Annotated in this window: 20 protein-coding genes and 1 pseudogene; 11 read left to right on the forward strand and 10 right to left on the reverse strand. The window is 59.8% G+C overall.

The window, feature by feature from the left end:
• Window positions 1–251: 251 nt before the first annotated feature.
• The 8 genes from JNB71_RS13765 to JNB71_RS13800 all read right to left on the reverse strand — a co-directional run bounded on the left by JNB71_RS13765 (window position 252) and on the right by JNB71_RS13800 (window position 7,128).
• Window positions 252–743 carry a DUF4142 domain-containing protein gene (locus tag JNB71_RS13765; protein WP_220372378.1) on the reverse strand — a complete coding sequence of 164 codons (492 nt, stop codon included), beginning with the start codon at window positions 741–743 and terminating at the stop codon, window positions 252–254.
• Window positions 744–914: 171 nt separating this feature from the next.
• Window positions 915–1,178, reverse strand: a complete 264-nt coding sequence (minE, locus tag JNB71_RS13770; RefSeq protein ID WP_056331628.1) for a cell division topological specificity factor MinE — start codon at window positions 1,176–1,178, stop codon at window positions 915–917.
• The gene (minD, locus tag JNB71_RS13775) at window positions 1,175–1,990 is read right to left on the reverse strand and encodes a septum site-determining protein MinD (protein WP_220372379.1); all 816 of its coding nucleotides are present in this window, start codon (window positions 1,988–1,990) and stop codon (window positions 1,175–1,177) included. Before minD ends, minE begins: the two co-directional genes overlap by 4 nt.
• Window positions 1,991–2,021: 31 nt before the next feature.
• Window positions 2,022–2,753: a septum site-determining protein MinC gene (minC, locus tag JNB71_RS13780; protein ID WP_220372380.1), complete on the reverse strand. Its 732-nt coding sequence runs from the start codon at window positions 2,751–2,753 to the stop codon at window positions 2,022–2,024.
• 345 nt (window positions 2,754–3,098) lie between these two features.
• Window positions 3,099–4,004, reverse strand: coding sequence for an NAD(P)/FAD-dependent oxidoreductase (locus JNB71_RS13785; RefSeq protein ID WP_220372381.1), 906 nt, complete (start codon window positions 4,002–4,004; stop codon window positions 3,099–3,101).
• A gap of 7 nt (window positions 4,005–4,011) precedes the next feature.
• Window positions 4,012–4,671 carry a DUF6766 family protein gene (locus tag JNB71_RS13790; RefSeq protein ID WP_220372382.1) on the reverse strand — a complete coding sequence of 220 codons (660 nt, stop codon included), beginning with the start codon at window positions 4,669–4,671 and terminating at the stop codon, window positions 4,012–4,014.
• 748 nt (window positions 4,672–5,419) lie between these two features.
• A complete protein-coding gene (locus JNB71_RS13795; protein ID WP_220372383.1) occupies window positions 5,420–5,929 on the reverse strand; it encodes a ferritin-like domain-containing protein in 510 nt (169 codons plus the stop codon).
• Between the two features lie 155 nt (window positions 5,930–6,084).
• Window positions 6,085–7,128 (reverse strand): chemotaxis protein CheB, encoded by a 1,044-nt coding sequence (locus tag JNB71_RS13800; RefSeq protein WP_220372384.1) that lies wholly within the window; start codon window positions 7,126–7,128, stop codon window positions 6,085–6,087.
• A 301-nt stretch (window positions 7,129–7,429) separates the two neighbouring features.
• Here JNB71_RS13800 and JNB71_RS13805 point away from each other — a divergent pair, with 301 nt between their 5' ends.
• The 4 genes from JNB71_RS13805 to JNB71_RS13820 all read left to right on the forward strand — a co-directional run bounded on the left by JNB71_RS13805 (window position 7,430) and on the right by JNB71_RS13820 (window position 14,103).
• A complete protein-coding gene (locus JNB71_RS13805; protein ID WP_220372385.1) occupies window positions 7,430–10,912 on the forward strand; it encodes a chemotaxis protein CheB in 3,483 nt (1,160 codons plus the stop codon).
• Window positions 10,896–11,336: a response regulator gene (locus tag JNB71_RS13810; protein ID WP_220372386.1), complete on the forward strand. Its 441-nt coding sequence runs from the start codon at window positions 10,896–10,898 to the stop codon at window positions 11,334–11,336. Before JNB71_RS13805 ends, JNB71_RS13810 begins: the two co-directional genes overlap by 17 nt.
• Before the next feature lie 364 nt (window positions 11,337–11,700).
• On the forward strand, window positions 11,701–13,017 hold the full coding sequence (locus tag JNB71_RS13815; RefSeq protein WP_220372387.1) for a DUF892 family protein: 1,317 nt from the start codon (window positions 11,701–11,703) through the stop codon (window positions 13,015–13,017).
• A 288-nt stretch (window positions 13,018–13,305) separates the two neighbouring features.
• Window positions 13,306–14,103, forward strand: coding sequence for a creatininase family protein (locus JNB71_RS13820; RefSeq protein ID WP_220372388.1), 798 nt, complete (start codon window positions 13,306–13,308; stop codon window positions 14,101–14,103).
• A 12-nt stretch (window positions 14,104–14,115) separates the two neighbouring features.
• On the opposite strand, the gene JNB71_RS13825 is transcribed toward JNB71_RS13820, so the two are convergent.
• A complete protein-coding gene (locus JNB71_RS13825) occupies window positions 14,116–15,054 on the reverse strand; it encodes a LysR family transcriptional regulator (protein WP_220372389.1) in 939 nt (312 codons plus the stop codon).
• Between the two features lie 179 nt (window positions 15,055–15,233).
• Here JNB71_RS13825 and JNB71_RS13830 point away from each other — a divergent pair, with 179 nt between their 5' ends.
• The 7 genes from JNB71_RS13830 (at window position 15,234) to JNB71_RS13860 (ending at window position 21,697) form a co-directional block, all read left to right on the forward strand.
• A complete protein-coding gene (locus JNB71_RS13830) occupies window positions 15,234–16,250 on the forward strand; it encodes an ABC transporter substrate-binding protein (RefSeq protein WP_220372390.1) in 1,017 nt (338 codons plus the stop codon).
• Between the two features lie 71 nt (window positions 16,251–16,321).
• Complete coding sequence (locus tag JNB71_RS13835; RefSeq protein WP_220372391.1) at window positions 16,322–17,146, forward strand: ABC transporter ATP-binding protein; 825 nt, start codon at window positions 16,322–16,324, stop codon at window positions 17,144–17,146.
• Window positions 17,146–17,994: an ABC transporter permease gene (locus tag JNB71_RS13840; RefSeq protein WP_220372392.1), complete on the forward strand. Its 849-nt coding sequence runs from the start codon at window positions 17,146–17,148 to the stop codon at window positions 17,992–17,994. The genes JNB71_RS13835 and JNB71_RS13840 overlap by 1 nt, the downstream gene beginning before the upstream one ends.
• Window positions 17,994–19,307, forward strand: coding sequence for a cytosine deaminase (locus tag JNB71_RS13845; RefSeq protein ID WP_220372393.1), 1,314 nt, complete (start codon window positions 17,994–17,996; stop codon window positions 19,305–19,307). The genes JNB71_RS13840 and JNB71_RS13845 overlap by 1 nt, the downstream gene beginning before the upstream one ends.
• A 1-nt stretch (window position 19,308) precedes the next feature.
• On the forward strand, window positions 19,309–20,715 hold the full coding sequence (locus JNB71_RS13850) for an FAD-binding oxidoreductase (RefSeq protein ID WP_220372394.1): 1,407 nt from the start codon (window positions 19,309–19,311) through the stop codon (window positions 20,713–20,715).
• On the forward strand, window positions 20,715–21,296 hold the full coding sequence (locus JNB71_RS13855; RefSeq protein WP_220372395.1) for an NAD(P)H-dependent oxidoreductase: 582 nt from the start codon (window positions 20,715–20,717) through the stop codon (window positions 21,294–21,296). Before JNB71_RS13850 ends, JNB71_RS13855 begins: the two co-directional genes overlap by 1 nt.
• Before the next feature lie 5 nt (window positions 21,297–21,301).
• Window positions 21,302–21,697 (forward strand): RidA family protein, encoded by a 396-nt coding sequence (locus JNB71_RS13860; RefSeq protein WP_220372396.1) that lies wholly within the window; start codon window positions 21,302–21,304, stop codon window positions 21,695–21,697.
• A gap of 39 nt (window positions 21,698–21,736) precedes the next feature.
• Here the strand turns inward: JNB71_RS13860 and JNB71_RS13865 are convergent.
• Window positions 21,737–21,908: pseudogene (locus JNB71_RS13865) on the reverse strand (integrase core domain-containing protein); the annotation flags it as partial.
• Window positions 21,909–21,910: the final 2 nt, after the last annotated feature.

Here is a 21,910-nt window from a genome sequence, read left to right on the forward strand (position 1 = left end):
GAGACCTAAACATGCTCCAGGCGTGAACGTTCCGGAGCCCGTTCGATTTTATAGGTTCGCCAGATCGATTGTGATTTTGTTCGATCATCGAAGGGCGTCTTTGTGTTTTGCACTTCAAACCCTGCGCGTCAGATGTGATGCAATCCGATGCCCTCCACTCTGACTCGTTCGAAACCGTTGCTCTGGCGCAGCCTCTGGAATACGTTCCCGCCGCGCCCTCAGGCTTGGTAAGCTCACGCAATGCGTTCCTGCTATTGCCCAGCCAGCTTCTCGGCGTGTTCGAGATGACGCTGAACGATCGGCGATGCCTTGGCCGCATGCGCTTTCAGGGGTCGGCTTTCGCCGGTCTGGGCGTAGCTTTGCATGAGCTTCAGAGCCTCCTGGTGGGCCAAGAGCTGGGCCTCGACGTAAGCTTTGTCGAACGCCTCGCCCTGCGCCTTCTGGAGTTTCTCAAATTGCGCGGCGTGCTTGTCGATCATCTGGGTGGGAACAGTGATTTTTGCGTCTGCGGCGGCAGCCTTCAGCTCCTGGCTCGCCTTTGTATGGTCGGCTACCATCATTTCGGCGAATTGCTGAACGCTTGCCTGCTTGCTGTTCTTGGCTGCGAGCTGACCGGTTTGCACCTCGAACATGTCGGAGCTCGCAGCCATGGTAACGAACTCCTCCGACGACATTTGTTGCGCGTAGGCGTATGACGCGCCGGCTACCAGTGCAGCGGCGATGGCGATGTTGATCACTCGCATTGTGACCTCCGGGGTGGGCTTGGCGAAACGCTCCCAACCGCCAAGAAGCTATAATGTTCCCGCATGCGATGATCATGAAAGTTTTCCGGGATGAGCGCTGGTCTGCTTCGGCGTCGTGGGTGATAACGATCAGGATGTTCGGCGCGCCTTCCGGTGCTTCGAAGGCGGCTCTTAGGCCGCCTTCCTTTCCGCATCATGGGGGATTTCGACGTCGACGAAGAGTGTGGATACCGGGATACCGCGTTCCAATTTCACGCTGACCTTATCAGCGTCGACTTCCATGTGCTTGGAAATCGCGCGGAGTATTTCGTCGCGCAACTTTGTTACAAGTTCGGAATCGCCCGTGGAGGCGCGGTCATGCGCCAACAAGACTTGAAGTCGCTCGCGCGCGGCCGCTCCGGATTGCTGCCGGGAAAACATTCGGAGGAGATTCATGCCGCTCTCCTGCCGAAAATCTTCCCAAACAGGCCTCGCTTGTCTGCGGGGATAACGACCGGCAACGCCTCGCCGTTGAGCCGACGGGCAGCCTCGAAGTACGCGATTGCCGGGGCACTGCGGCCGTCAGCCAGGGTTACGGGAGAACCAACGTTCGAGGCCCGCAGTACGTCCATACTCTCCGGAATGATCCCAAGAAGGGGAATCGACAGTATTTCCAGCACATCATCGACCTTCAGCATGTCGCCTCGTTCAGCGCGTGCGGAATCGTAACGGGTCAAAAGAAGGTGCTTCTCCATCGTCTCGCCATTCTCCGCCTTCAGCGTCTTGGAATCCAGCAAGCCGATGATGCGATCCGAGTCACGAACCGAGGAAACTTCGGGATTGGTGACGACGATGGCCACATCCGCGTGGCGCATTGCCAACGTCGCTCCGCGTTCGATGCCTGCCGGACTGTCGCAAATGACCCAATCAAAGGCATTCTTGAGAGCCGTGATGACTTTCTCAACCCCCTCGGGCGTCAAGTTGTCCTTATCGCGGGTTTGCGACGCCGGAAGCAGGAACAGTGTCTCCAGGCGCTTGTCACGGATCAGGGCCTGCGTGAGTTTCGCTTCACCTTGGATGACATTCACGAGATCGTACACGACCCGCCGTTCCGCGCCCATGACCAGATCGAGATTGCGTAGGCCGACATCAAAATCCACAACAACGACCTTCGCGCCATTCTGCGCGAGCGCGGCTCCCAACGCGGCCGTGGACGTCGTCTTTCCGACGCCGCCCTTGCCAGACGTAACGACTATGACCTTGCCCATATCATCTCCATTTTTTCCAAAACTCATCGATTTAGATCACCGCGGCCACTTTTATGGTTTCGCCTTCCAGCCAGATCTGGACTGCTTTCCCGCGCAAACTCGGCTCAAGATCCTCGGCCGTCAGATAGAAGCCATCGATCGCAATCAGTTCCGCCTCCAACTTCCTGCAAAAGATTCGTGCCGTGGAATTGCCCATCGTCCCCGCCATGGCGCGGCCCCTTAGGGCGCCATAGATGTGGATAGAGCCGCCGGCGACCACCTCGGAGCCAGACGCCACCGAACCAACGATAGTTACATCCCCTTCCGCATGGTGAAGCGACTGGCCCGAGCGAACGGGCTGGCTTACGACCACTGATGAATTGGAGCGTGATGGTGCCGAGACCGTCGGTTCAAGATTTGCCGCCGCCGGGGCAGAGGACTCATCGACCGCGGGTATTTCTACGTCGGAAGTGCCTTTCCCGTCGGTCAACGCGGGCGGCAGATCGGGAGCGAGCAAAGAAGCCTTCGCGCCCTCGATGCCCATGATGCGGACTTTTCTGGTCGCGAGCTTGGCCACGAGATCTCGAAGCTCGTCTTGCCCGATATCGAGATTAGTCAAGTCGAGTACGATCGGTTTCCTAAGGAAGAAACCCGCGGATCGGGCCGCGAGATTATCCAGCTGGACCAGCCAATCGTCGACCGGCATCTCGGGGCTCAATGCGAGCGCGAGGAAAGATCGTCCCTTAAGACGGATTGGGCGCGGTTGGGTTAACACATCATTCAACTTTGTTAATTTTGCGTTGCATGGCTTAACGAGGGAATGGTTAACAGGAAGTTAACGGCATGTCGGGTGATCCCCTAAAGTCAACCAGATAGCTTGCGCGAGGATGGAGCGAGACGGCGTGCGGCCGTCCGCAGCACTGATCGAGGCGGTCCCTCGCCCGATGGCCATGGCAGTAGGCCAAAGAACAGTGTCAATGGAGTAGTCTTCAGCTGATGCGGGTCGTACCGACAGGCTTCTCGCCCAGTTCGGTGATCGAACATTTCGCCTTCCATCTGCTGTAACCGGGGGCGATCACGCTCAAGAATCGCAAGCCTCTGCCGACCCGGCGGACCCGAGTCTAGCGGCTCATCGGAGAAGCGATGTAGCACCGCACAAGTCGTTTCTAAGGGCCGTGGCCGCGACCCCCGCTTGCCCGATGGCGTGACTTATCTGATCGACGCCAATCACGACATCACCGGCGGCATAAAGTCCGCGGACGCTCGTTCGCTGATGCTCATCGACTAGAAGACACCCCTCCTCGGACATCTTCGCCCCCAGCGCAGCGGCGAGGCGGGACTGGACGACAGAACCAAGGGCGGCATACAAACTTTCGAATGTCCTGCCCCGGTCAAGGAACAGAACTTCGAGCGAGCGATCCAGGCGTCGATAGCCAATGACAGGTTTATCGATGACTTCTACTCCGATCGCAGCGAGTTCGCTGTGTTGTTCAGAGGACAAGCCTACCAAACCCGTCTCGGAAAGCGCAGTGACTGTAGATGTATAGCTGCGGAGGAACTTCGCTTCGCCGTACAATCTGTCGCCCATGCCGACGACGGCGATTGCTCGATCGGTGGCCTCGTATCCGTCGCATATGGCGCAATATCTCAGAAGACCGCTGTGAAGAGCTGCTGAATGGTCCGACTCCGACATTCTGGGCCTGCGATCGACTGCGCCCGTCGCGAGGACAATGGCCCTGCAGATAACCTGTCTTCCCCCGGCCGCCAGTTCAAAACCCGCTTGCCCCCGCCGGATTTCCGCCACCTCCGACCTCACGATATCAATGGGATATTTTATCAGATGGCTCCGCATCCGATCCAGCAGATCAATCCCGCTAATTCCTTCGGGCCAAAACGGCTGGTTGTGCGTTTTGGGAATGAGCGCCGCCCGGCTGTTCCCCGCATCAGCGAGGAACACCGAGAGATGAAACCTCGCAAGATAAAGAGCCGCTGCCAGGCCCGCCGGGCCACCACCAACGACTGCTGCATCATACATGGTCACCCTACGCCCCTGTCTCCGAATGGGGAGCCGACACCGGCTTTGACTCGGGCGATCCGCGAAACCGCAGGAAGATCGAGAGAACAACCAGGACGGCCGTCGAAAGAAACTCGCTCTGCCAGTTCTGGAAAGACTCAAACCACATGTGCGTGCTCAGCAGATGCTCGGCGGTCGACGGAGCCGGTTGCCCATGCATCATGGCTTCGGCGGCTTCAGCCGCAGCGCTTTGGCTCAAGTGCATCAGAAAACTCACGACGAACAGCAAAAACAGACCCAGGCCGAGGGAATAGGAATATAGCGACCTGGGTAACCCACCCATTCTCACCGGAAGAGGCGCATGCGGATCGCGCGCGTCCTCGGCGGGATCGGCGTCCTGGGGTGCGGACTCATCGGGGTCCTTCGATTCAGCAGAACCACGCTGGAAGAGCAAGGCCGTGAGCATGACGTAGGCAGACATCTGCAGGAATTCGGACTCCCAGTTCTCGAAGAGAGCCGAAAGGAAATGCCCGGAGATAACGTATTGCGCCAAGGAGAGGGTGGGAGCGCCGTGCTGCGCCAGTTCCTCATTGTGAACCGATAACCCTGTCAGAAGCATCCCGAGGATGGTGGCGGCCGTTGCCAGCAGCAGAACTATTGTCAGTCCATTGTCCCTGAGAAACTTCATCGTCGACTCCAACGCACGAATGAAAAGGCGCCGCCCGTGGCGCCGCCTTGGACCAATTACGCAATCGCAGGGCAGGTCTTGCCGCGGGCGGGTTTTCCAAGCAGTTCGAAAACCTCGACCAGCCGTTCGACCTCAATGCTGGCCGCCGAGTTATGTTCCACCGGCATCACAACTTAATCTGTACGGCTCATGCGCAGGCTAGAGGATCCTTCTGAGGAACTTGTCGACGTCGTCACGCGTTCATTTCTGTCCGGAATGACCAAGGAGAGCATGCTTGCCGCGCTCGTCCGCAGAATGGCTGAAACCTGACGTCGGAGGAAAGCCGCCGATGCGATTCCCCATTATGCGACAAGGAGGATTGTGATGTCCGGAACAGAAAAGAGAGCGAAAACACGCCGGCCCAGAGGTCCTGGCGCAGGCGGTAACTTCGAAGATACCAAAGCCTTCGTTGAGGCCCAGCAGCGTGAGGAGCGAAGCGCTCGACAGAAGAAAACGGAACGCCTCCGAGCTTTGAGATACGCACGAGATAACAGCGATGAACCTAAAACCTAGACCCTCATCATCACAACACCCGACGCTTGAACCATAAGCAGACGGTGGCCAAGCAGCCGAGCCCCGCGCCGCTTGCTACGGAGATGGTCCCGTAATGGCCACCTCGAAACGCCAACGGAAATATTCACGCATCCTTCCAGCAAAACGCCGACAGTGAAGCTCGTCTCCATTATGCGCAAAGGTAAACCCACCGTCGCTAACGCTTGGCGGATTCGTCTCCTTCGTCACGACGAAGAAATTCCTGCGTGACTAAGCCAATGTTGTCTTCCAGCCATTTCGCCATCGCGATCTCTTCGTCCAGGATCCGCTGGCAGACGGATACGGTTTCCCTATCGCCGACGTAGTCGGCAGCAGCGACGAGAATACGGTAGCTGGCGATCTCCATATGCTCGAACGTATAGCCTGCCAGCGCGCCTTTCACCACCTCATCGCTCGCGAAGACGCCGCCAAGTCCTTGGGCCATGGCGGTAAGTTTGCCCGCCACGTCCTTCATGGTCGAACTGCCCTCGCCGAGCCTATCAAGGCATTCCTGGAGAAGAATCTCCTGTTGTTTGGTTTCTTCGATGTGCCTGCCGATGCGCTCCTTAAGCGCGGTGTAGGTCTCCACGCGCTCGTACTGAGCCTTGAGCATGGTTGCTGCCTGCTGTTCCATCGCATGGGCGTCACGAAGCCAGGCGATCAGGTTGTCACGCGCGCTGGTCGACATTGCGGCTACTCCTTTAGTTGGAAGTGGCCAAACTCAACGCCGCCGGAAATGTTCCTACGGGGTTCGCTGGAAGAAGCGCCGCAGCAGCGAAAAATCCCTCGTGCGGGACCAAAGACAAGAGCCTCGACCGCGCCACCCTTACCCGTCCATTTCGATCACGAGGTCGAAGGAGGTGCAGCGGTCTCGTCCAAATCCTCTGATTGGTCCGCGGTGTTTTCGGCTTTGCCGAGAACGGCGCGGCGCAGTGTCTCGCTGTGTCGTCGCGCTTCGGCGGCGCGTCGCCTGTTTGCGGCAGCCGCCGCATCGAAGCCGCTGCGGCGGGCGTCCTCAGCCATTTTTTCGCTCAACGCCACCCTCTCTTCAATGATCCGAAGAGCCACCCTCATCGCCTCGTCAACGGCGCCTTCCTTCTCAGCGGCTAGCGCCTCGGACGTATAGGCGTGGCCGACCTGACAACGGAACCGCAGGGGTGGACTGCTTTTGATTTGCGACAAGACACCGCCGCAGGAGGGGCACGAGATCACAACCGGATCGGCGATGGTCGATAGCATGTGGGCGTTGATTTCCCGGCCCAGCGCGATGTCGATCTCAAGCTTGATATCGGGCGGGACCGGAACCGGGGGACCTGCTTCTTCGCTCGTGAGGCTGTGGATCAGCCCCGGAAGATCGACAAGCGAGGCGCGGTAGTCGACCCTGTTCGCGTTTAGGGCTCCCAGCGGCATGTCCGGCGCGATCGCGTCCGATGGGTTCTGAACGACCGTCACGCCGCCGCAGCGCTTCACATCGGCGAGCCCTGCCGCGCCGTCGTTTAGCATTCCCGTCAGTACTATCGCGATGGTTCGGGGTCCAAAATTTGCGGCGACGGATCGAAACAACGGGTCGATGGCTGGTCGGGAGAGGTTTTCGCGGGGTCCACGGCCAAGCCGGATGATGTCGTCAATAACGAGCAGATGATGGTCTGCGGGGGCAACATAGGCGCGCCCCGGATGAGCGCGCTCGCCATCGACCGCCGTCGTGACGGGGAAACAGGGGTTTACCCCGAGAACATCAGCTAGGAGTTTGTTGCCATGCGCGCCCACATGAATGACGACGAAGAGGGTGGCGGCCAAGTCGGGAGGAAGGCTGCGAAGCAGGTTGTTCATCGCACCGACCGCGCCTAGCGACCCTCCTATGGCTATAATGTCGCGGCGGCGGTCCATCGCGTGCTCCGTTTCCCCTATAACGCGCGAACAACCCATAAAGTTCAGAGGACATGGGCGAAAGGAAAACGGCCTCGGACTGTACGCTTTTCACCAGCAGTAAAAAAGCAGATAATGCGCGAGTTTCGCCGCCAGACGCTCTTGGCGCGATCTTCCGGCCTGCTATAACGGAGCGCGCCGCTGCCCAGCGTCGGTGCCGAATGGCCGACTGCTTCGGCCCCTTTGGGTGACAAAAAGTCCCGGTCAGGAATACTCGTCCGAGCAGAAATCGTGGCCGGTGAGCGTCAGGCGAGGTAGAAGAATGGATCACCAATCGGATCCGCCGATAGTCGGAATCGGGGCATCAGCAGGGGGCGTTCAAGCCCTTCAGACTTTCTTCGCCGGCCTGCCAAGCGACACCGATGCAGCGTTCGTCGTCATCGTCCACCTTGATCCCGACGCCAGGAGCGAGCTCGCCAGTATTCTGGCGTCGCGGACACAAATGCCCGTTACCCAGGTCGAAGACGAGGCTCGACTCGAAAGCAATCATGTTTACGTGATCGCGCCGAACCGGCGGTTGAAGATCGCCGACGGAACGATCGCGGCACTTCCCTTCGAGGAACCGCGCGCCCATCGTGCGCCGATCGATCTCTTCTTTCGATCGCTCGCCGAGCAACAGCGCAGCGGATTCGCGGTCGTTCTCACGGGCGCAGGCGCGGATGGTGCGATCGGAGTCAAGGCCATCAAGGAAGCAGGCGGCATTGTGCTCGTCCAGGATCCGAGCGAGGCCGAATATGCCTCGATGCCGCGCAATGCGATCGCAACGGAGGTCGCAGATTTCGTCCTGCCCATTCGCGAGCTGACCGATCAGCTAACCGAACTGCTAAACATCCCAGCGAGCGTCGTCGCCCACCATATCCGACCCAACGACGAGGACACGCTCGGCCGCATATTGGCGCATGTGCGCGTGCGCACCGGACACGACTTCTCGCAATACAAGCGGGCGACGATCCTGCGGCGCATCAGCAGGCGGGCGCAGGTGACGAGGAAGGAGACGCTCGCCGAATACTATGCCTATCTGCGGGAAAACGTCGAAGAGGCGCAGGCCCTCTTCAGCGATTTTTTGATTTCCGTCACCACGTTCTTTCGAGATCCCGCAGCCTTCAAGTCGTTGGCCGACAACGTTATTCCGCAGCTGTTCGACGGCAAGGCGGCCGGGGACAGTATCCGGGTTTGGGTGCCCGGCTGCGCCACCGGAGAGGAGACCTACACGATCGGCATCCTGCTGCTCGAGGAAGCTGCCCGTCGTGATCTTGCGCCCGAAATCCAGGTTTTCGGTTCCGACCTCGATTTGGGAGCTCTCGCGATCGCGCGTGAGGGGCGTTTTCCAGCGACGATCGAAAGCGACCTTTCGGAGGAAAGGCTGCGCCGGTTCTTCCAACGTGAAGGTGACCATTATCGCGTACGCCGCGAACTTCGTGACGTGGTCCTGTTCGCCAGCCACAGCCTGCTGAAAGACCCGCCCTTTTCGCATCTTGATATGATTTCTTGTCGCAACCTGCTCATCTACCTCGATCGGCAGCTCCAACAGCAAGTCTGTAACACCTTCCATTATGCGCTCAATCCAGGCGGCTTCCTTTTCCTCGGATCGTCCGAAAGCGCCGATAACCCCGCTGGCCTCTTCCGCACAGTGGATCGCGAGGCACGCATCTATCGGTCTGCCGCCGCTGCAAGCGACCGACGCCCGGGTTTGCCGGTGTTGCTTGGACCGCACCAGTCGGCAGAACGAGCGCCGGTGATCGTACGCCCGCCTTCGCTGGCCAGTAGCGTCAGCGAAGCTGCCCTTCATCGCCAGATGTTGGAGAAAATCGCCCCGCCGAGCATGCTCGTCGACGAGAGCCAACGGGCTATTCACCTTTCTGAAAACGCCGGTCGATTCCTTCGGCCTTCCGGCGGTCCGGTCAGCACCGACGCGACGGACCTGGTTCGCGAGGAATTTCGCTTCGATCTTCGGGCGGCCCTGCATCGCGCTTTCGAGCGAAATGAAACGACCTTGAGCATGCCGATACTTGCTCAGCTCGATGGGCTGCCGCATCGCGTCTACCTGCAGGTTAAGCCTATCCTGCATGGAAGCGACCCGGCACGCCATGCGCTGGTGCTTTTCATCGAAGGCGAGGCCGTCGACAAGTCGGAGGAGGAAACACTCGAAGGCCGCCCGGGCAACAACCAGCCAATTCGCCAGTTGCAGGAGGAACTGCAACTCGCACAGAACCGGCTTCGGATCACACGGGAAGAGTCCGAGGCTGCCAATGAAGAATTGCGCGCAGCCAACGAAGAACTTCAATCGATGAACGAGGAATATCGTTCGACGGCGGAAGAACTGGAGACCAGCAAGGAGGAGTTGCAGTCGATCAACGAGGAACTGCAGACCGTCAACAACGAGCTCAAGCTGAAACTGGAAAGTGTGTCGCGGGCCTACAGTGATTTGCAGAATTTGATGGCGGCAACCGACGTCGCAACGCTGTTTCTCAGTCCATCGCTTCGCATCAAGCGATTCACACCTCGCTTGACGGAGATCTTCAACGTCACGACGAATGACGAGGGACGACCGATCACGGACTTTACGCATCAACTGGACTATGAGGATTTGGCCGATGAGGCGCGGTCGGTATTGGAAGACCTCACGCCGATCGAGCGGGAGGTCAAAAGTCGCAACGACGGCTGGTATCTGGTGCGTATACGTCCCTATCGCACCATAGATGACAAGATCGATGGTGTCGTAGTGACCTTTGTCGACGTTACCGAGCGGCGCCGGGCGGAGGAAGCGGCAAAAGAGAGCGCCCAGCGGCTTGAGCAGGAAATGCGGCTTGTCGAACTTTCGCGCTCGCCGATCTTCCTGTGGGACTTCGACGACGGTATCAAGCAGTGGAACCGTGGCAGCGAGGAGCTCTATGGTTATACGCGCGAGGAGGCCGTCGGAAAGCAGAAGGAAAAACTCCTTCAGACAACCGTGCCTGGCTCCTCATTCGTCGAGCTGAGGCGGACTCTCCTCGAAAAGGGGCGTTGGACCGGCGAATTGCGCCACACCACCAAGGACGGGCAGGTACTGGCGGTGGAAAGCCAGATTGAGCTCATGCCGCTGGGCGATCGGCGCCTCGTGCTCGAGAGCACCCGCGATATCACTGATCGCAAGCGTTGGGAGCAGCGCCGGCAACTGCTGATGAACGAATTGAGCCACCGCGTCAAAAACACGCTTGCTGTCGTCCAGTCGCTCGCCCGGCAAACGCTACGTACCACACACTCGAGCGAGGATTTCGTTACGCGCTTCGACGGGCGGCTCGCTGCCTTGGCGAACGCGCACAAATTGCTGGTCGATTCGGACTGGAGTGGCGCCGAGCTGAGAGCCCTGGCGCTTGCACAGCTTGACCCCTACGCCGGCAGCGATCGGCATCGACTGACGCTCGAAGGGGTGCCGGTAGCCTTGCCGCCGGATGTCGCCACGCCCTTCGGCCTCGTGCTCCATGAGCTGGCTACCAATGCCGCCAAATATGGGGCTTTCTCGACGCAAGGCGGTCACGTCGAGTTGAGTTGGGAGGTTGGGAACAATGGCCGGCATCTGACTGTTGTATGGAAGGAGCGCGGCGGCCCCCCGGTCCAGCCGCCCGTCGTGCAGGGCTTCGGCGGGATCCTGATTGAAAAAAGTCTGCCCGCGGGAAAGGTCCATCGCGACTTCCAGCCGGAGGGCGTCGTCTGCACGATAGCCATCGAGCTTGCGGAGGCTACGCAAAATGGTGCTGAACATTGATGGCAACCGGCCTTTATCCGGGACCAGAATTTTAATCGCCGAGGACGAGTTTTTAATAGCGCTTGATATGGAGGCGGCATTTCTAGAGGCTGGGGCAGAGGTTGTGGGGCCTTGCGCGACGGTTATTTTAGCCTTGGAAGCGGCCAGCAATGAGGAGCTTTCACTTGCGGTCCTGGACATTCGTCTTGGTCAGGAGACGACCGCAAGAATTGGTGACCGGTTAACAGAACGGGGCATTCCGTTCTATTTTTACTCCGCGCAAGCCCTGCCGCAGGAGATGAGAAGAATGTATAGCGGCGCGGTTGTCGTCTCGAAGCCCGCGACGCACCAAGTTTTGATAGGTGCGGCCGCAAGTTTGCTCATGGTTTCGAAGGACCAAAATCGCGACGCGGCTAGTGGTGTGTCGCCGCGAGCGGTGCATTGACTGGTCGCGGAGCCCAACAGCATGCGGGATCCGGGGCCAGACTTCAGTACTTGCTCTTATCTCGACGAGTACCCCGACGTTGCCGCCGCGAAGATCAATCCACTTGAGCACTATCTGCGATACGGACGCCACGAGGGCCGACGACTATTCGGCGTGTTGAGGTCAAGCGCGCCAGCACCGCATCGCATCCCTCACTGAAGCCTCGGGAAGTTTGCCAACAAGGATTTTCCGAAGTGTGATGGTGCCACGGCATACGGCCGGGGTCCTCGCCGGATGGCTACCCCACGGATCCGCCCGCGTCTCTGCGGAAATGGAACATTCCTCGGATAGGACGGTTTAGTCGGGATCCAAAAGGGAGGGTCCGATGTACCACCATGTCAAAAAGCTCATGTACACCGTTCGTGTCGACGAGCCCGATCCGAAATTCGGCAACATGCTACTTGAGCAGTTCGGTGGCGCGAACGGTGAACTCGCGGCCGCCATGCAATATTCTATCCAGGGGCTGAATTGCGAGGATCCCGGGCGCAAGGACCTCCTGATGGACATTGGCACTGAGGAACTCAGCCATCTGGAAATCGTTGGCACGTTGGCCCGAATGCACCTGAAACCACTGAAATCGGTGAGAGACGAGGCGGAAGCCGATCCGCTGATCGCAATTGCCGGCGGCGGCGGTGTAAACCTCTTTAATTCAATGGGGAATCCCTGGACCGCCGATTACCTCAAGATCACGGGTGAGTTGGATGTAGATTTGAGGAGCAATATTGCCGCGGAGGCGCGTGCAAAGATTGTTTATGAGCGTCTGATCGATTTCTGTCGCGATCCAGGCACCAAGGATGCGCTGCAGTTCCTGATGACCAGAGAGATCACCCATATGCGGGCCTTTTCCCTGGCGCTGGAGAGCATGTGCAAACCGCCACTGAGTGTCGGCAGGATCGCGCCGACCCCGGGACTGGTTGATCAATTCTTTAATGACTCGACCGGCGACGGCGATCTTGGTGAGGTCGATACGCGAGGTCCATGGAATGAAGGGGAGCGCTGGGAGTTCGTTGAAGCGCCAGCGTTCCAAGGCCTTAACGGAGGGCGGAATGAAGGACCCGCGATTGAGGCCAGAAGTGCCCCGCCAGAAGGATCGGACGCGATCCAGGAAGTCCTCGTCGACGAGCTCCGCGACCTGTTGCACGCAGAAAGGCAGCTGCTGAAAGCGCTCCCGAAGATGCAGAAAGCAGCCCGATCACAGCAGCTCCAAACGTTGCTGCAAAACCACCTCGCGGAGACGGAAGAGCAGGTTGAACGCCTGACCGAATGCCTCCGCATCCTTGGTTCCGCCGCGCGCGCAAAGCCGTGCAAGGGTATGGCCGGCCTGGTGGAGGAAGGCGAGGAAATCATGGCCGAAGCCAAGAAAAAGGAAGATGCCCCCGCTGATTTGGCCTTGATAGGCGGCGCATTGCGGGTCGAGCACTATGAGATTGCCGCCTATACCACCGCTCGCAATCTTGCACTTCAGCTTGCGCAGCCGACGGTCGCTCAGTTGTTGACCAGATCACTCGGTGAAGAACAGAATGCGGCGCAACTGCTGGATCAGGTTGCCCAGCCGATGATGTCGGCTGCAAGGATGCCTCACAGCGTTGTCCGGGCGCGCAAATCTCTGCGCAGGCCTGAGGTGCCATCTGCCCGCCGCTGACGGCAAGGCGCTTCGCAGTGTTCCTTTCACCGGTGACGCGCGTGCTTTTTGTTGGAAGCCAGCTGTCCACTCGACTGTGGTCTTCGCCCGATCGGCGATGTCGAGCCGGGCACAGGGAACGAACCAGACCCTGTCAACGGGTATCACGCTCGATCCGGTCGGCCTGAGCGCTGTAGTAACGCCAAACTCCGCACGCAAAAAAGCATCGTCCCGGGCGCAAATTGATGCTTTTCGTTGCCTGTCTTCTTACCGTATTCCTCGCACTGGATGACGAACGGGGACGCGGCCATGGGCAGACCTTTTTTCTGGAACGAGCTGAACACCGGCGACTTTGCTGATCTGTCAGTCGACCGGACCATCGCGATCCTGCCGATCGCCTCCACCGAGCAGCACGGCCCGCACCTGCCGATCTCCACTGACGTCACCATCGCCAACAGCATGCTGGCTGAGGTACGCAAGCTAATGCCGGAAACGGTGGATGTGCTCGTTCTCCCGACCCAGGAGATCGGCAAGGCCAACGAGCATATCTACGGCCCCGGTACCCTGTCGCTCGGCGCGGATATCCTCATTCCGGCGTGGACTGCGATCGGCGGCAAGGTGGCTGAGGCTGGTGTGCGCAAGATGGTGATCGTCAATTCGCATGGCGGCAATCTCGAGGTCATGAACATCGTCGCACGCGAACTAAGGGTGCGGTTCTCCATGGCGGTCGTGGCCACCCAATGGTCGCGCTTCGGCTGCCCGGAAGGCTTGATCAGCGAGCACGAGCAGAAATTCGGCATCCATGGCGGTGAGATGGAAACCTCGATGATGCTGCATTTCCGTCCGGATCTGGTGCGCATGAACAGAGCCGAGAATTTCGCCTCGAAGGCGGAATGGATGAAGGACAATACCCGCTATCTCCAGCCATTGCCGCCGCATTCGTTGGCTTGGATCGCGCATGATCTGAACCCCAACGGCGTCGTTGGCGACGCGTCGCTCGGCACAGCGGAAAAGGGGGCTTTGATCGCCCGGCACCAGGCAAAGGGCTTCATCGCGCTTCTGGAAGATCTGACGAGCTATCCTCTCGCCAATCTCTATGCGAAATAGGACGGTCCGGGCTCATTTCTCCGCTGCCAGAATGTGGCCATTGGCCTGCAGTTCCTGCATTACCGCCAGCAATTCCGCCATCAGATACTCGACGAACAGGCTGGTAGCGGCATCGAGCGGCGCCCGCGCCCGCGCAAACAGCTTCATCGGCTGGCGGGAATGCGTCTCGGCGATCGGGCGGAACACCAGTTCGCCGCGCCGGCATTCGACGATCACGTCCAGCGGATTGAGGAGGGTCAGGCCGGTGCCGGATTTGACCAGCTGTTTCAGCATCTCCGAGGCATTGGTTTCCACCACAGGCTCCACCGAAACCGGCAGTGGCGCCAAGGCCAGATTGATGACATCGCGCAGGCTTGTCCCGGTCTGCGCCAGCACCAGCCGCTCCTGCACGACTTCGGCGAGACTGACTGGACCGGTGCCTGCCAGCCGGTGTCCAGGCGGTAGCACGACACCAATCGGTACATCGAAATTGGCGAGCGTGCGGATGCCGGGCGTCGCTGGAATATTGAAGCCGAGGCCGATATCGACTTCGCCGGTCAGCACCGGGTTGACCGTGGTGGAGCCGCCGTCATTGCGCAGTTGGATGCGCACCCGCGGATGCTGCTTAATGAACCTGGCGATGATTTCCGGCAACGGCCCGGCGGCAAGCCCCACCGTGGTCACGATCGATACCTTGCCTGCCTGCGGCATCTTCAGGCCGCGAATGCGCGATTCCAGCCGCTCGTAATTCTTCAGCACGTCACGGATATGCTCGATACAGAGTTCGCCCGCAGCCGTCAGCCTCAGGCCGCGCGGCAACCGCTCGAAGATCGGCACTCCGATTTCCTCCTCCAGCGCCAGGATTTGGCGGTTGATCGCCGAAGACGCGACATTCAACCGGGCTGCGGCCTTGCGAATCGAGCCGCAACGGGCGATTTCGTTGATATATTGCAACTTTCGGGAATGCAGCATGGGTTCATTCTTCCATCGTTCGCGGACCCGATGTTTTGAACGCAGTCCACGGATAGATGCCTAAATGGCATCAATGCGGACGAAATTTGATGCTTTTCAAAGAGCAAAGCAACCGCTCAAATGGAGAAAATGGGCGATCAATGACGACCGTCTGTTGCATCAAAGGGGAACGACGCAGAATGCGCAATCTACTGAAATCGAATGCAATTCCCGTCATGGCCGGCCTCGGCGCCCTGGTCGCCGCTTCCACACAGGTCGCCGCTGCCGACAAGGTGACCTATGGCACCAACTGGTTGGCACAGGCCGAGCACGGAGGCTTTTACCAGGCGGTTGCCGATGGCACCTATGAAAAATATGGCCTCGACGTCACGATCGTGCAGGGCGGACCGAACGCTGCCAACAGCGCGCTGCTGATTTCCGGCAAGATCGATTTTTACATGGGCAGTCCGCAGAGCGAGATTTCCGCCGTGGAGCAGGGCATCCCGATCGTCGATGTCGCCGCCATTTTCCAGAAGGACCCGCAGGTTCTGCTCGCCCATCCGGATCAGGGCATCGAGAAATTCGAGGATCTGGCCAAGCTGCCGACGATCTTCATGGGCAAGGACGGCTACCTCACCTATTTCGAGTGGATGAAGGCGAATTTTCCCGGTTTCAAGGACGAGCAGTACAAGCCCTACAATTTCAGCCCGGCGCCGTTTCTTGCAGACAAGCAATCCGCCCAGCAGGGCTATCTGACGTCGGAACCCTACGAAATCGAGAAGCAGGCGGGCTGGACGCCGAAAGTGTTTCTGCTGGCCGACAGCGGCTATTCGCCCTACTCGACGATGATCACCACGCAGGCATCGCTCGTCGAAACCAAACCGGAACTGGTGCAGCGTTTCGTCGATGCCTCGATCGAGGGCTGGTACAACTATCTCTACGGCGACAACGCCAAGGCCAATGCGCTGATCAAGACCGACAATCCGGAAATGACCGATGGCCAGATCGCCTACTCCATCGCCAAGATGAAGGAATATGGCATCCTGGAATCGGGGGCGGCGCTGGAAAAAGGCATCGGCTGCCTCACCGAAGAACATTACAAGAAATTCTTTGAAGACGGGGTCGACATGAAGCTCTTCAAGGCCGAAACCGACTACAAGAAGGCCTTCAGCGCGCAGTTTACCTGCAAGGGCGTCGGAATGGCGCTGAAGAAGTAAGCCATCGCCAATCATTTCCCGCCGCCGGCGCGGCGGCGGGTCACAAAAACTGTCCAATGGCCGAGACAGCAATGAATTTAGCCGAGACGCGCATGCCCGAGCGATCCATCGAGGGACGCAAACGGCCGTTGGTTACCATGACTTCGGTGTCGAAGCGCTTTTCGAGCGGTACGCTGGCGCTTTCCGAAATGTCGTTGGTCGTGGAAAGCGGAGAATTCGTCAGCCTGCTGGGCCCGTCGGGGTGCGGCAAATCGACGGCATTGCGCATCATCGCCGGCCTCGGCGATGCCTCGTCGGGCATGATCGACTGGCCGAGTTCGCGGATCAATTCCCGGGGCTTGCCGGAGGGCGACATCAGCTTCGTCTTTCAGGAGCCGACGCTGATGCCCTGGCAGACCGTCTTCGGCAATGTCCATCTGCCGCTGAAACTGCGCGGCGTCTCGCAAGCCGCTGCCCGGCCGCGGATCACGGAGGCGCTTGCCACAGTCGGGCTGCAGGATTTCGCCAACGCCTATCCGCGCGAACTTTCCGGCGGCATGAGGATGCGCGTCTCCATTGCCCGCGCCCTGGTGACGAAACCCAAGCTGCTGTTGATGGACGAGCCTTTTGCCGCCCTCGACGAGATCACCCGCCAGAAGCTCAACGACGATGTGCTGCGCCTGTGGAAGCAAACAGGCATCACGGTGATCTTCGTTACCCATTCGGTGTTCGAATCTGCCTATCTCTCCAACCGCATCGTGGTCATGAAGGCCCGGCCGGGCCGCGTCCATGCCGACTTTCCGCTGCACACCAGCCTTGAACGCGACGCCCACTACCGGACATCGGAGGAATATCGCCAGGCCTGCGAAAAGGTCTCGACCGTACTGCTCGGAGCCATCGGATCGGGAGAGCACTGATGAGCACGCAAGGCACAGCGCAGGACATCCCAGCCGTCATCTCTCCCTCGTTCCACAACCGTAACCGAGAACTGCTGCTGCGCATCCTCATACCTCTTGCCGTCCTCGCGACCATGGTGCTGCTCTGGCATATCGGCGTCACGGTTTCCGGGGTTCCACCCTATATCCTGCCAAGTCCGGTTGCGGTCGCAACGGCACTGGTCACCGATTGGCACACGCTTGCACCGGCACTCTGGGTCACCACCAAGATCACGCTGCTGTCGCTGTTGCTCGCGCTGGTCGGCGGCGTCGCGTTCGCGATTTTTCTGGTCCAGTCGCGCTGGGTTGAAATTGCCTTCTACCCGATCGCCGTCATCCTGCAGGTCACCCCGATCGTCGCGATCTCGCCGCTGATCCTGATCTATGCGCCCTCGACGCAGGTGGCGCTGCTGATCTGCGCCTTCCTTGTCGCCTTCTTCCCGATCCTGTCCAACATGGTGCAGGGGCTGAAGAGCGTCGATCATAACCTTTTGAACCTGTTCGATCTCTACGGCGCCTCGCGGTGGCAGGCGTTGCTCTATCTGAAGCTTCCGGCATCCCTGCCGTATTTCATGACCGGGCTTCGCATCGGCGGCGGATTGGCGCTGATCGCCGCCGTCGTCGCCGAATTCGCGGCGGGCTCGGCCGGCGCCGGTTCCGGTCTCGCCTTCCGGCTGCTCGAAGCCCAGTACCGGATGAATATTCCGCGGCTGTTTGCCGCCCTGATCCTCCTGTCGCTGCTCGGCGTGGCGATCTTCGCGCTGACCTCCTTCATCTCATGGCTGAGCCTGCATCGCTGGCACGAGAGCAGCCTGAAAAGGGAAAACTGATGCAGAGCCCCTTTCTTTCCCTGCCGGAGGCTCCGCTTTTCGCGCTCAGCAATGCCACCGTTCCGGTAGTCGCGGTGACCGCACCGATTGGTCCGGGCATCGAAGGGCTGGCGTCCGTCGATATCGTGATTTCCAACGGCAAGATCGGCACTATCCTGCCCGCAGGCACCGCTCCAGCGCAACTGCCAAAGGCTGATTTGCGCCAGGGCATGGTCTGGCCGTGCTTTGCCGACATGCACACCCATCTCGACAAGGGCCATATCTGGCCGCGCCGCCCCAACCCGGACGGGACCTTCATGGGCGCGCTCGACAATGTCCGCATCGACCGGGAGGCCAACTGGTCGGCATCCGACGTGAGGGCACGGATGGAATTTTCATTGCGCTCGGCATATGCGCACGGCACTCACCTGATCCGCACCCATCTCGATTCCCTTGCGCCACAGCACCGCATTTCCTTCGAAGTCTTCTCCGAGGTCCGCGAAGCCTGGAAGGACCGGATCGCACTGCAGGCCGTCGCCCTGTTTCCACTCGACCAGATTTTCGATACGCCATTTTTTGGTGATCTTGTCTCTGTCATCAAGGAGCACAAGGGCCTGCTTGGCGGCGTCACCTACATGATGCCGGATCTGGAGGAGCGCCTCGATCGCCTGTTCCGCACAGCCGAGCATAACGGCTTCGACATCGACCTGCATGTCGATGAGACCGAAGAAAAACAGGTCCTGACACTGAAAATCATCGCCGAGGCCAAACTGCGCCATGGCTTCGAAGGCGCCGTCACCGTCGGTCATTGCTGCTCGCTCGCCCGCCAGGACGAGGAGGTTGCAAAAACCACGATCGACCTCGTCGCCCGTGCCGGCATCTCCGTTGTGTCGCTGCCGATGTGCAACATGTACCTGCAGGACCGCTATCCGGGCCGCACGCCGCGCTGGCGCGGGGTGACGCTGTTTCACGAGCTGGCGGCAGCGGGCGTCGCCACTGCCGTTTCGTCCGACAATACCCGCGATCCCTTCTATGCCTATGGCGACATGGACCCGGTCGAAGTCTTTCGCGAGGCGGTGCGCATCCTGCATCTCGACCACCCGCTGACGGATGCCGCCCGCGTGATCACCACCTCGCCCGCCGATATTCTCGGCCGCCCGGACCTTGGCCGCATTGCCGTCGGCGGCCCCGCCGATCTCGTCCTCTTCGGCGCTCGCCGCTGGAGCGAATTCCTTTCCCGTCCGCAGGCCGACCGCATCGTTATGCGGAATGGCATGGGCATCGACCGCAGCCTGCCGGATTACCGCGAACTCGACCCGATCCTTGGAGCATGACATGCCCGACTATGCAGCCATCAAGAAGGAACTCGAAGGCATCACCATCGAGGACAATCCGGCGCTGGTGCGCCAGAAGAGCCGCGACTTCTACTGGTATTCTCCGATCCTGAAGGCCCAGCTTGAGAATGTCACCGGCGACCTCGTCGTCTCACCGAAGAGCGAGGAAGAGGTCATCCGCACCCTGAAGGTCGCCTACGCGCATGGGGCGCCCGTGACACCGCGCGGCGCCGGCACCGGCAATTACGGCCAGGCCATGCCGCTGTCTGGCGGCATCATTCTCAATCTGGCCGGCATGGACAAGGTCAGGTCCATCCATCCCGGCCGGGTTGTCTGCGAGCCCGGGGTCGTGATGGCGGATCTCGACAGGCAGACAAGGGCCCATTCCGGTCAGGAACTGCGCTTCCATCCCTCGACTGCCCGAACCGCAACCATCGGCGGCTTCGTCGCCGGTGGTTCCGGAGGCGTGGGCTCGATCACCTGGGGCGGGCTTCGCGACCTCGGCAATATTCTCCGCCTTCGCGTCGTCACGATGGAAGCAGACCCGCAGGTGCTGGACCTCACAGGCTGGGATTTGCAGAAGGTCAGCCATGCCTACGGCACCAACGGCATCATAACCGAAGTCGAAATGCCGCTCGCCCCGGCCTATGACTGGGTGGACGTTCTGGTCGGCTATGACGACTTCATGGATGCCGTCCGTTTTTCCGATGCGCTCAGCCATATGAACGGCCTGCTGCTGAAGGAAGTGGCGCCGATCGCAGCCCCCATCCCTTATGACTACTTCAGCCGCCACAAGTCCTTTCTGCGTGACCGCAACCAGTCGGTCGTGGTGATCATGATCGCGCCGCATGCGATGGATCCGTTCACCGCCTTCGTCGCCCAGCAGAAGGGCGAGATCCTGTTCCGCTCCGACAGGGTCGAGAGCATGAAGGGCATCCCGCATGCCTATGAACTTGCCTGGAACCACACGACGCTGCGGGCGATGAAGGTCGATCCGAACTCAACCTATCTACAGGTGCAATACCCAAGCCCCGATCACGTCGCCAAGGTCGGAAAACTCGTGGAAATTTTTGGCGATGAAGTGCCGGGGCATCTCGAGTTCATCAAGTTCGATGCGGCCATTCAGTGTTCCGGCCTGCCGCTGGTGCGTTATTCCACCGAAGCGAGGCTGGAGGAGATCATCCGCATCCATGAAGACAATGGCTGCCCGGTCTTCAATCCGCATCGCTACACGCTGGAAGAAGGCGGCATGAAGCAGACGGACACGACCCAGCTCGCCTTCAAGAAGCAGACCGACCCCAAGGGGCTGCTCAACCCCGGCAAGATGATCGCCTGGGACAATCCGGATTTCGACTTTACCGCTGGCAAGAACTACCTCTTCCCCGGCCTTGCGGCACTGGGGGTCTGATGCGTGTCCTGCTGTTGCACTCCCACCCGGTCGAAGAAAGCTTCGGCGGCGCACTGCACAGGCTCACTCGCGAGAGCCTGCAGGCAGCGGGTCACGAAGTCGATGACTGCAATCTCTATGCGGAAGGGTTCGATCCTGTCCTGTCGCGCCACGACCGCCTAGTCTATCACGACCATCCGGAAAACACAGCGCTGGTGAAGGACTATTGCGACCGGCTTTTGGCCGCGCAGGCGCTGGTCATCGTCACGCCGGTGTGGAATTTCGGCTTTCCGGCGATCCTCAAAGGCTATTTCGATCGCGTCTGGCTGCCGGGCATTTCCTTCGAGTTGGTGGATGGCAAGGTCCAGTCGCGGCTGCGCCACATCCGAAAGCTCGGCGCGGTGATGACCTATGGCGCGACGCCGTTCCGGGCATTCGTGGCCGGTAACCCGCCGAAGAAAATCGTCAAGCGGGTGCTGCGCGCCCAGATCAATCCGTGGTCGCCGGTGACTTTTCTTGCCCACTACGACATGAACAATTGCACGGAGGAGACCCGGGCGCGCTTCATGGCGAAGGTGAAGGCAAAGATGGAAAGGTTCTAAGGGGAATGTCGGAAAAGACCGTGATCAATCCCCCCTCTATCCGCCGACCTTTCGGCAACTACAGTCATGGCCTCCTTGTGCCGCCAGGCAATAGCCTGCTGGTGACTTCCGGACAATTGGGCATCGGTCGCGACGACCTCGTTCCGCCCGACGTGACAGCGCAAGCCGAACTCTGCTTCGAAGCGATCGGCGCCATCCTGTCCGACGCCGGCATGAGCTTCGCCGACGTCATCCGCATCAACGGCTTCGTCACGAAACGGGAGGACTTTCCAGCCTATATGGCGGTCCGCGACCGTTATACGCGCGCTCCGAAACCGGTGTCGACGTTGATCATCGTCAGCGGCTTCACCCGGCCGGAATTCCTGGTCGAGGTGGAAGTAACCGCCGCAAAGATTTTGTGAGAACGGCCATGGGCTAGCGGGAGCTGGAATTTTCCGGGGTCAAGGCTCAACTCGGCGGGGTGCCGATGAGCCGTTCATGAGCGAAATCGGCACCTTGTTGTTGCCGATCGCGCTGTGTGGCCGGAACTCGTTATAGTCTCTACGCCAATCCTCCATCTTCAAGCGCGTCGTCAAGGCTCATGAATCAGTGAGCGTTCAGGCACAGGGCGCGGT

The sequence above is a fragment of the Rhizobium herbae genome (genome assembly GCF_019511375.1).
Classification (GTDB): domain Bacteria; phylum Pseudomonadota; class Alphaproteobacteria; order Rhizobiales; family Rhizobiaceae; genus Pararhizobium; species Pararhizobium herbae_A.

What these genes read in the sequence shown, in the direction of transcription:
- JNB71_RS13765 (WP_220372378.1), bottom strand. Translation starts at nt 743, where the DNA reads ATGCGAGTGATCAACATCGCCATCGCCGCTGCACTGGTAGCCGGCGCG.
- minE (WP_056331628.1), bottom strand. Translation starts at nt 1,178, where the DNA reads ATGAATCTCCTCCGAATGTTTTCCCGGCAGCAATCCGGAGCGGCCGCG.
- minD (WP_220372379.1), bottom strand. Translation starts at nt 1,990, where the DNA reads ATGGGCAAGGTCATAGTCGTTACGTCTGGCAAGGGCGGCGTCGGAAAG.
- JNB71_RS13785 (WP_220372381.1), bottom strand. Translation starts at nt 4,004, where the DNA reads ATGTATGATGCAGCAGTCGTTGGTGGTGGCCCGGCGGGCCTGGCAGCG.
- JNB71_RS13790 (WP_220372382.1), bottom strand. Translation starts at nt 4,671, where the DNA reads ATGAAGTTTCTCAGGGACAATGGACTGACAATAGTTCTGCTGCTGGCA.
- JNB71_RS13795 (WP_220372383.1), bottom strand. Translation starts at nt 5,929, where the DNA reads ATGTCGACCAGCGCGCGTGACAACCTGATCGCCTGGCTTCGTGACGCC.
- JNB71_RS13800 (WP_220372384.1), bottom strand. Translation starts at nt 7,128, where the DNA reads ATGGACCGCCGCCGCGACATTATAGCCATAGGAGGGTCGCTAGGCGCG.
- JNB71_RS13805 (WP_220372385.1), top strand. Translation starts at nt 7,430, where the DNA reads ATGGATCACCAATCGGATCCGCCGATAGTCGGAATCGGGGCATCAGCA.
- JNB71_RS13810 (WP_220372386.1), top strand. Translation starts at nt 10,896, where the DNA reads ATGGTGCTGAACATTGATGGCAACCGGCCTTTATCCGGGACCAGAATT.
- JNB71_RS13815 (WP_220372387.1), top strand. Translation starts at nt 11,701, where the DNA reads ATGTACCACCATGTCAAAAAGCTCATGTACACCGTTCGTGTCGACGAG.
- JNB71_RS13820 (WP_220372388.1), top strand. Translation starts at nt 13,306, where the DNA reads ATGGGCAGACCTTTTTTCTGGAACGAGCTGAACACCGGCGACTTTGCT.
- JNB71_RS13825 (WP_220372389.1), bottom strand. Translation starts at nt 15,054, where the DNA reads ATGCTGCATTCCCGAAAGTTGCAATATATCAACGAAATCGCCCGTTGC.
- JNB71_RS13830 (WP_220372390.1), top strand. Translation starts at nt 15,234, where the DNA reads ATGCGCAATCTACTGAAATCGAATGCAATTCCCGTCATGGCCGGCCTC.
- JNB71_RS13835 (WP_220372391.1), top strand. Translation starts at nt 16,322, where the DNA reads ATGAATTTAGCCGAGACGCGCATGCCCGAGCGATCCATCGAGGGACGC.
- JNB71_RS13840 (WP_220372392.1), top strand. Translation starts at nt 17,146, where the DNA reads ATGAGCACGCAAGGCACAGCGCAGGACATCCCAGCCGTCATCTCTCCC.
- JNB71_RS13845 (WP_220372393.1), top strand. Translation starts at nt 17,994, where the DNA reads ATGCAGAGCCCCTTTCTTTCCCTGCCGGAGGCTCCGCTTTTCGCGCTC.
- JNB71_RS13850 (WP_220372394.1), top strand. Translation starts at nt 19,309, where the DNA reads ATGCCCGACTATGCAGCCATCAAGAAGGAACTCGAAGGCATCACCATC.
- JNB71_RS13855 (WP_220372395.1), top strand. Translation starts at nt 20,715, where the DNA reads ATGCGTGTCCTGCTGTTGCACTCCCACCCGGTCGAAGAAAGCTTCGGC.
- JNB71_RS13860 (WP_220372396.1), top strand. Translation starts at nt 21,302, where the DNA reads ATGTCGGAAAAGACCGTGATCAATCCCCCCTCTATCCGCCGACCTTTC.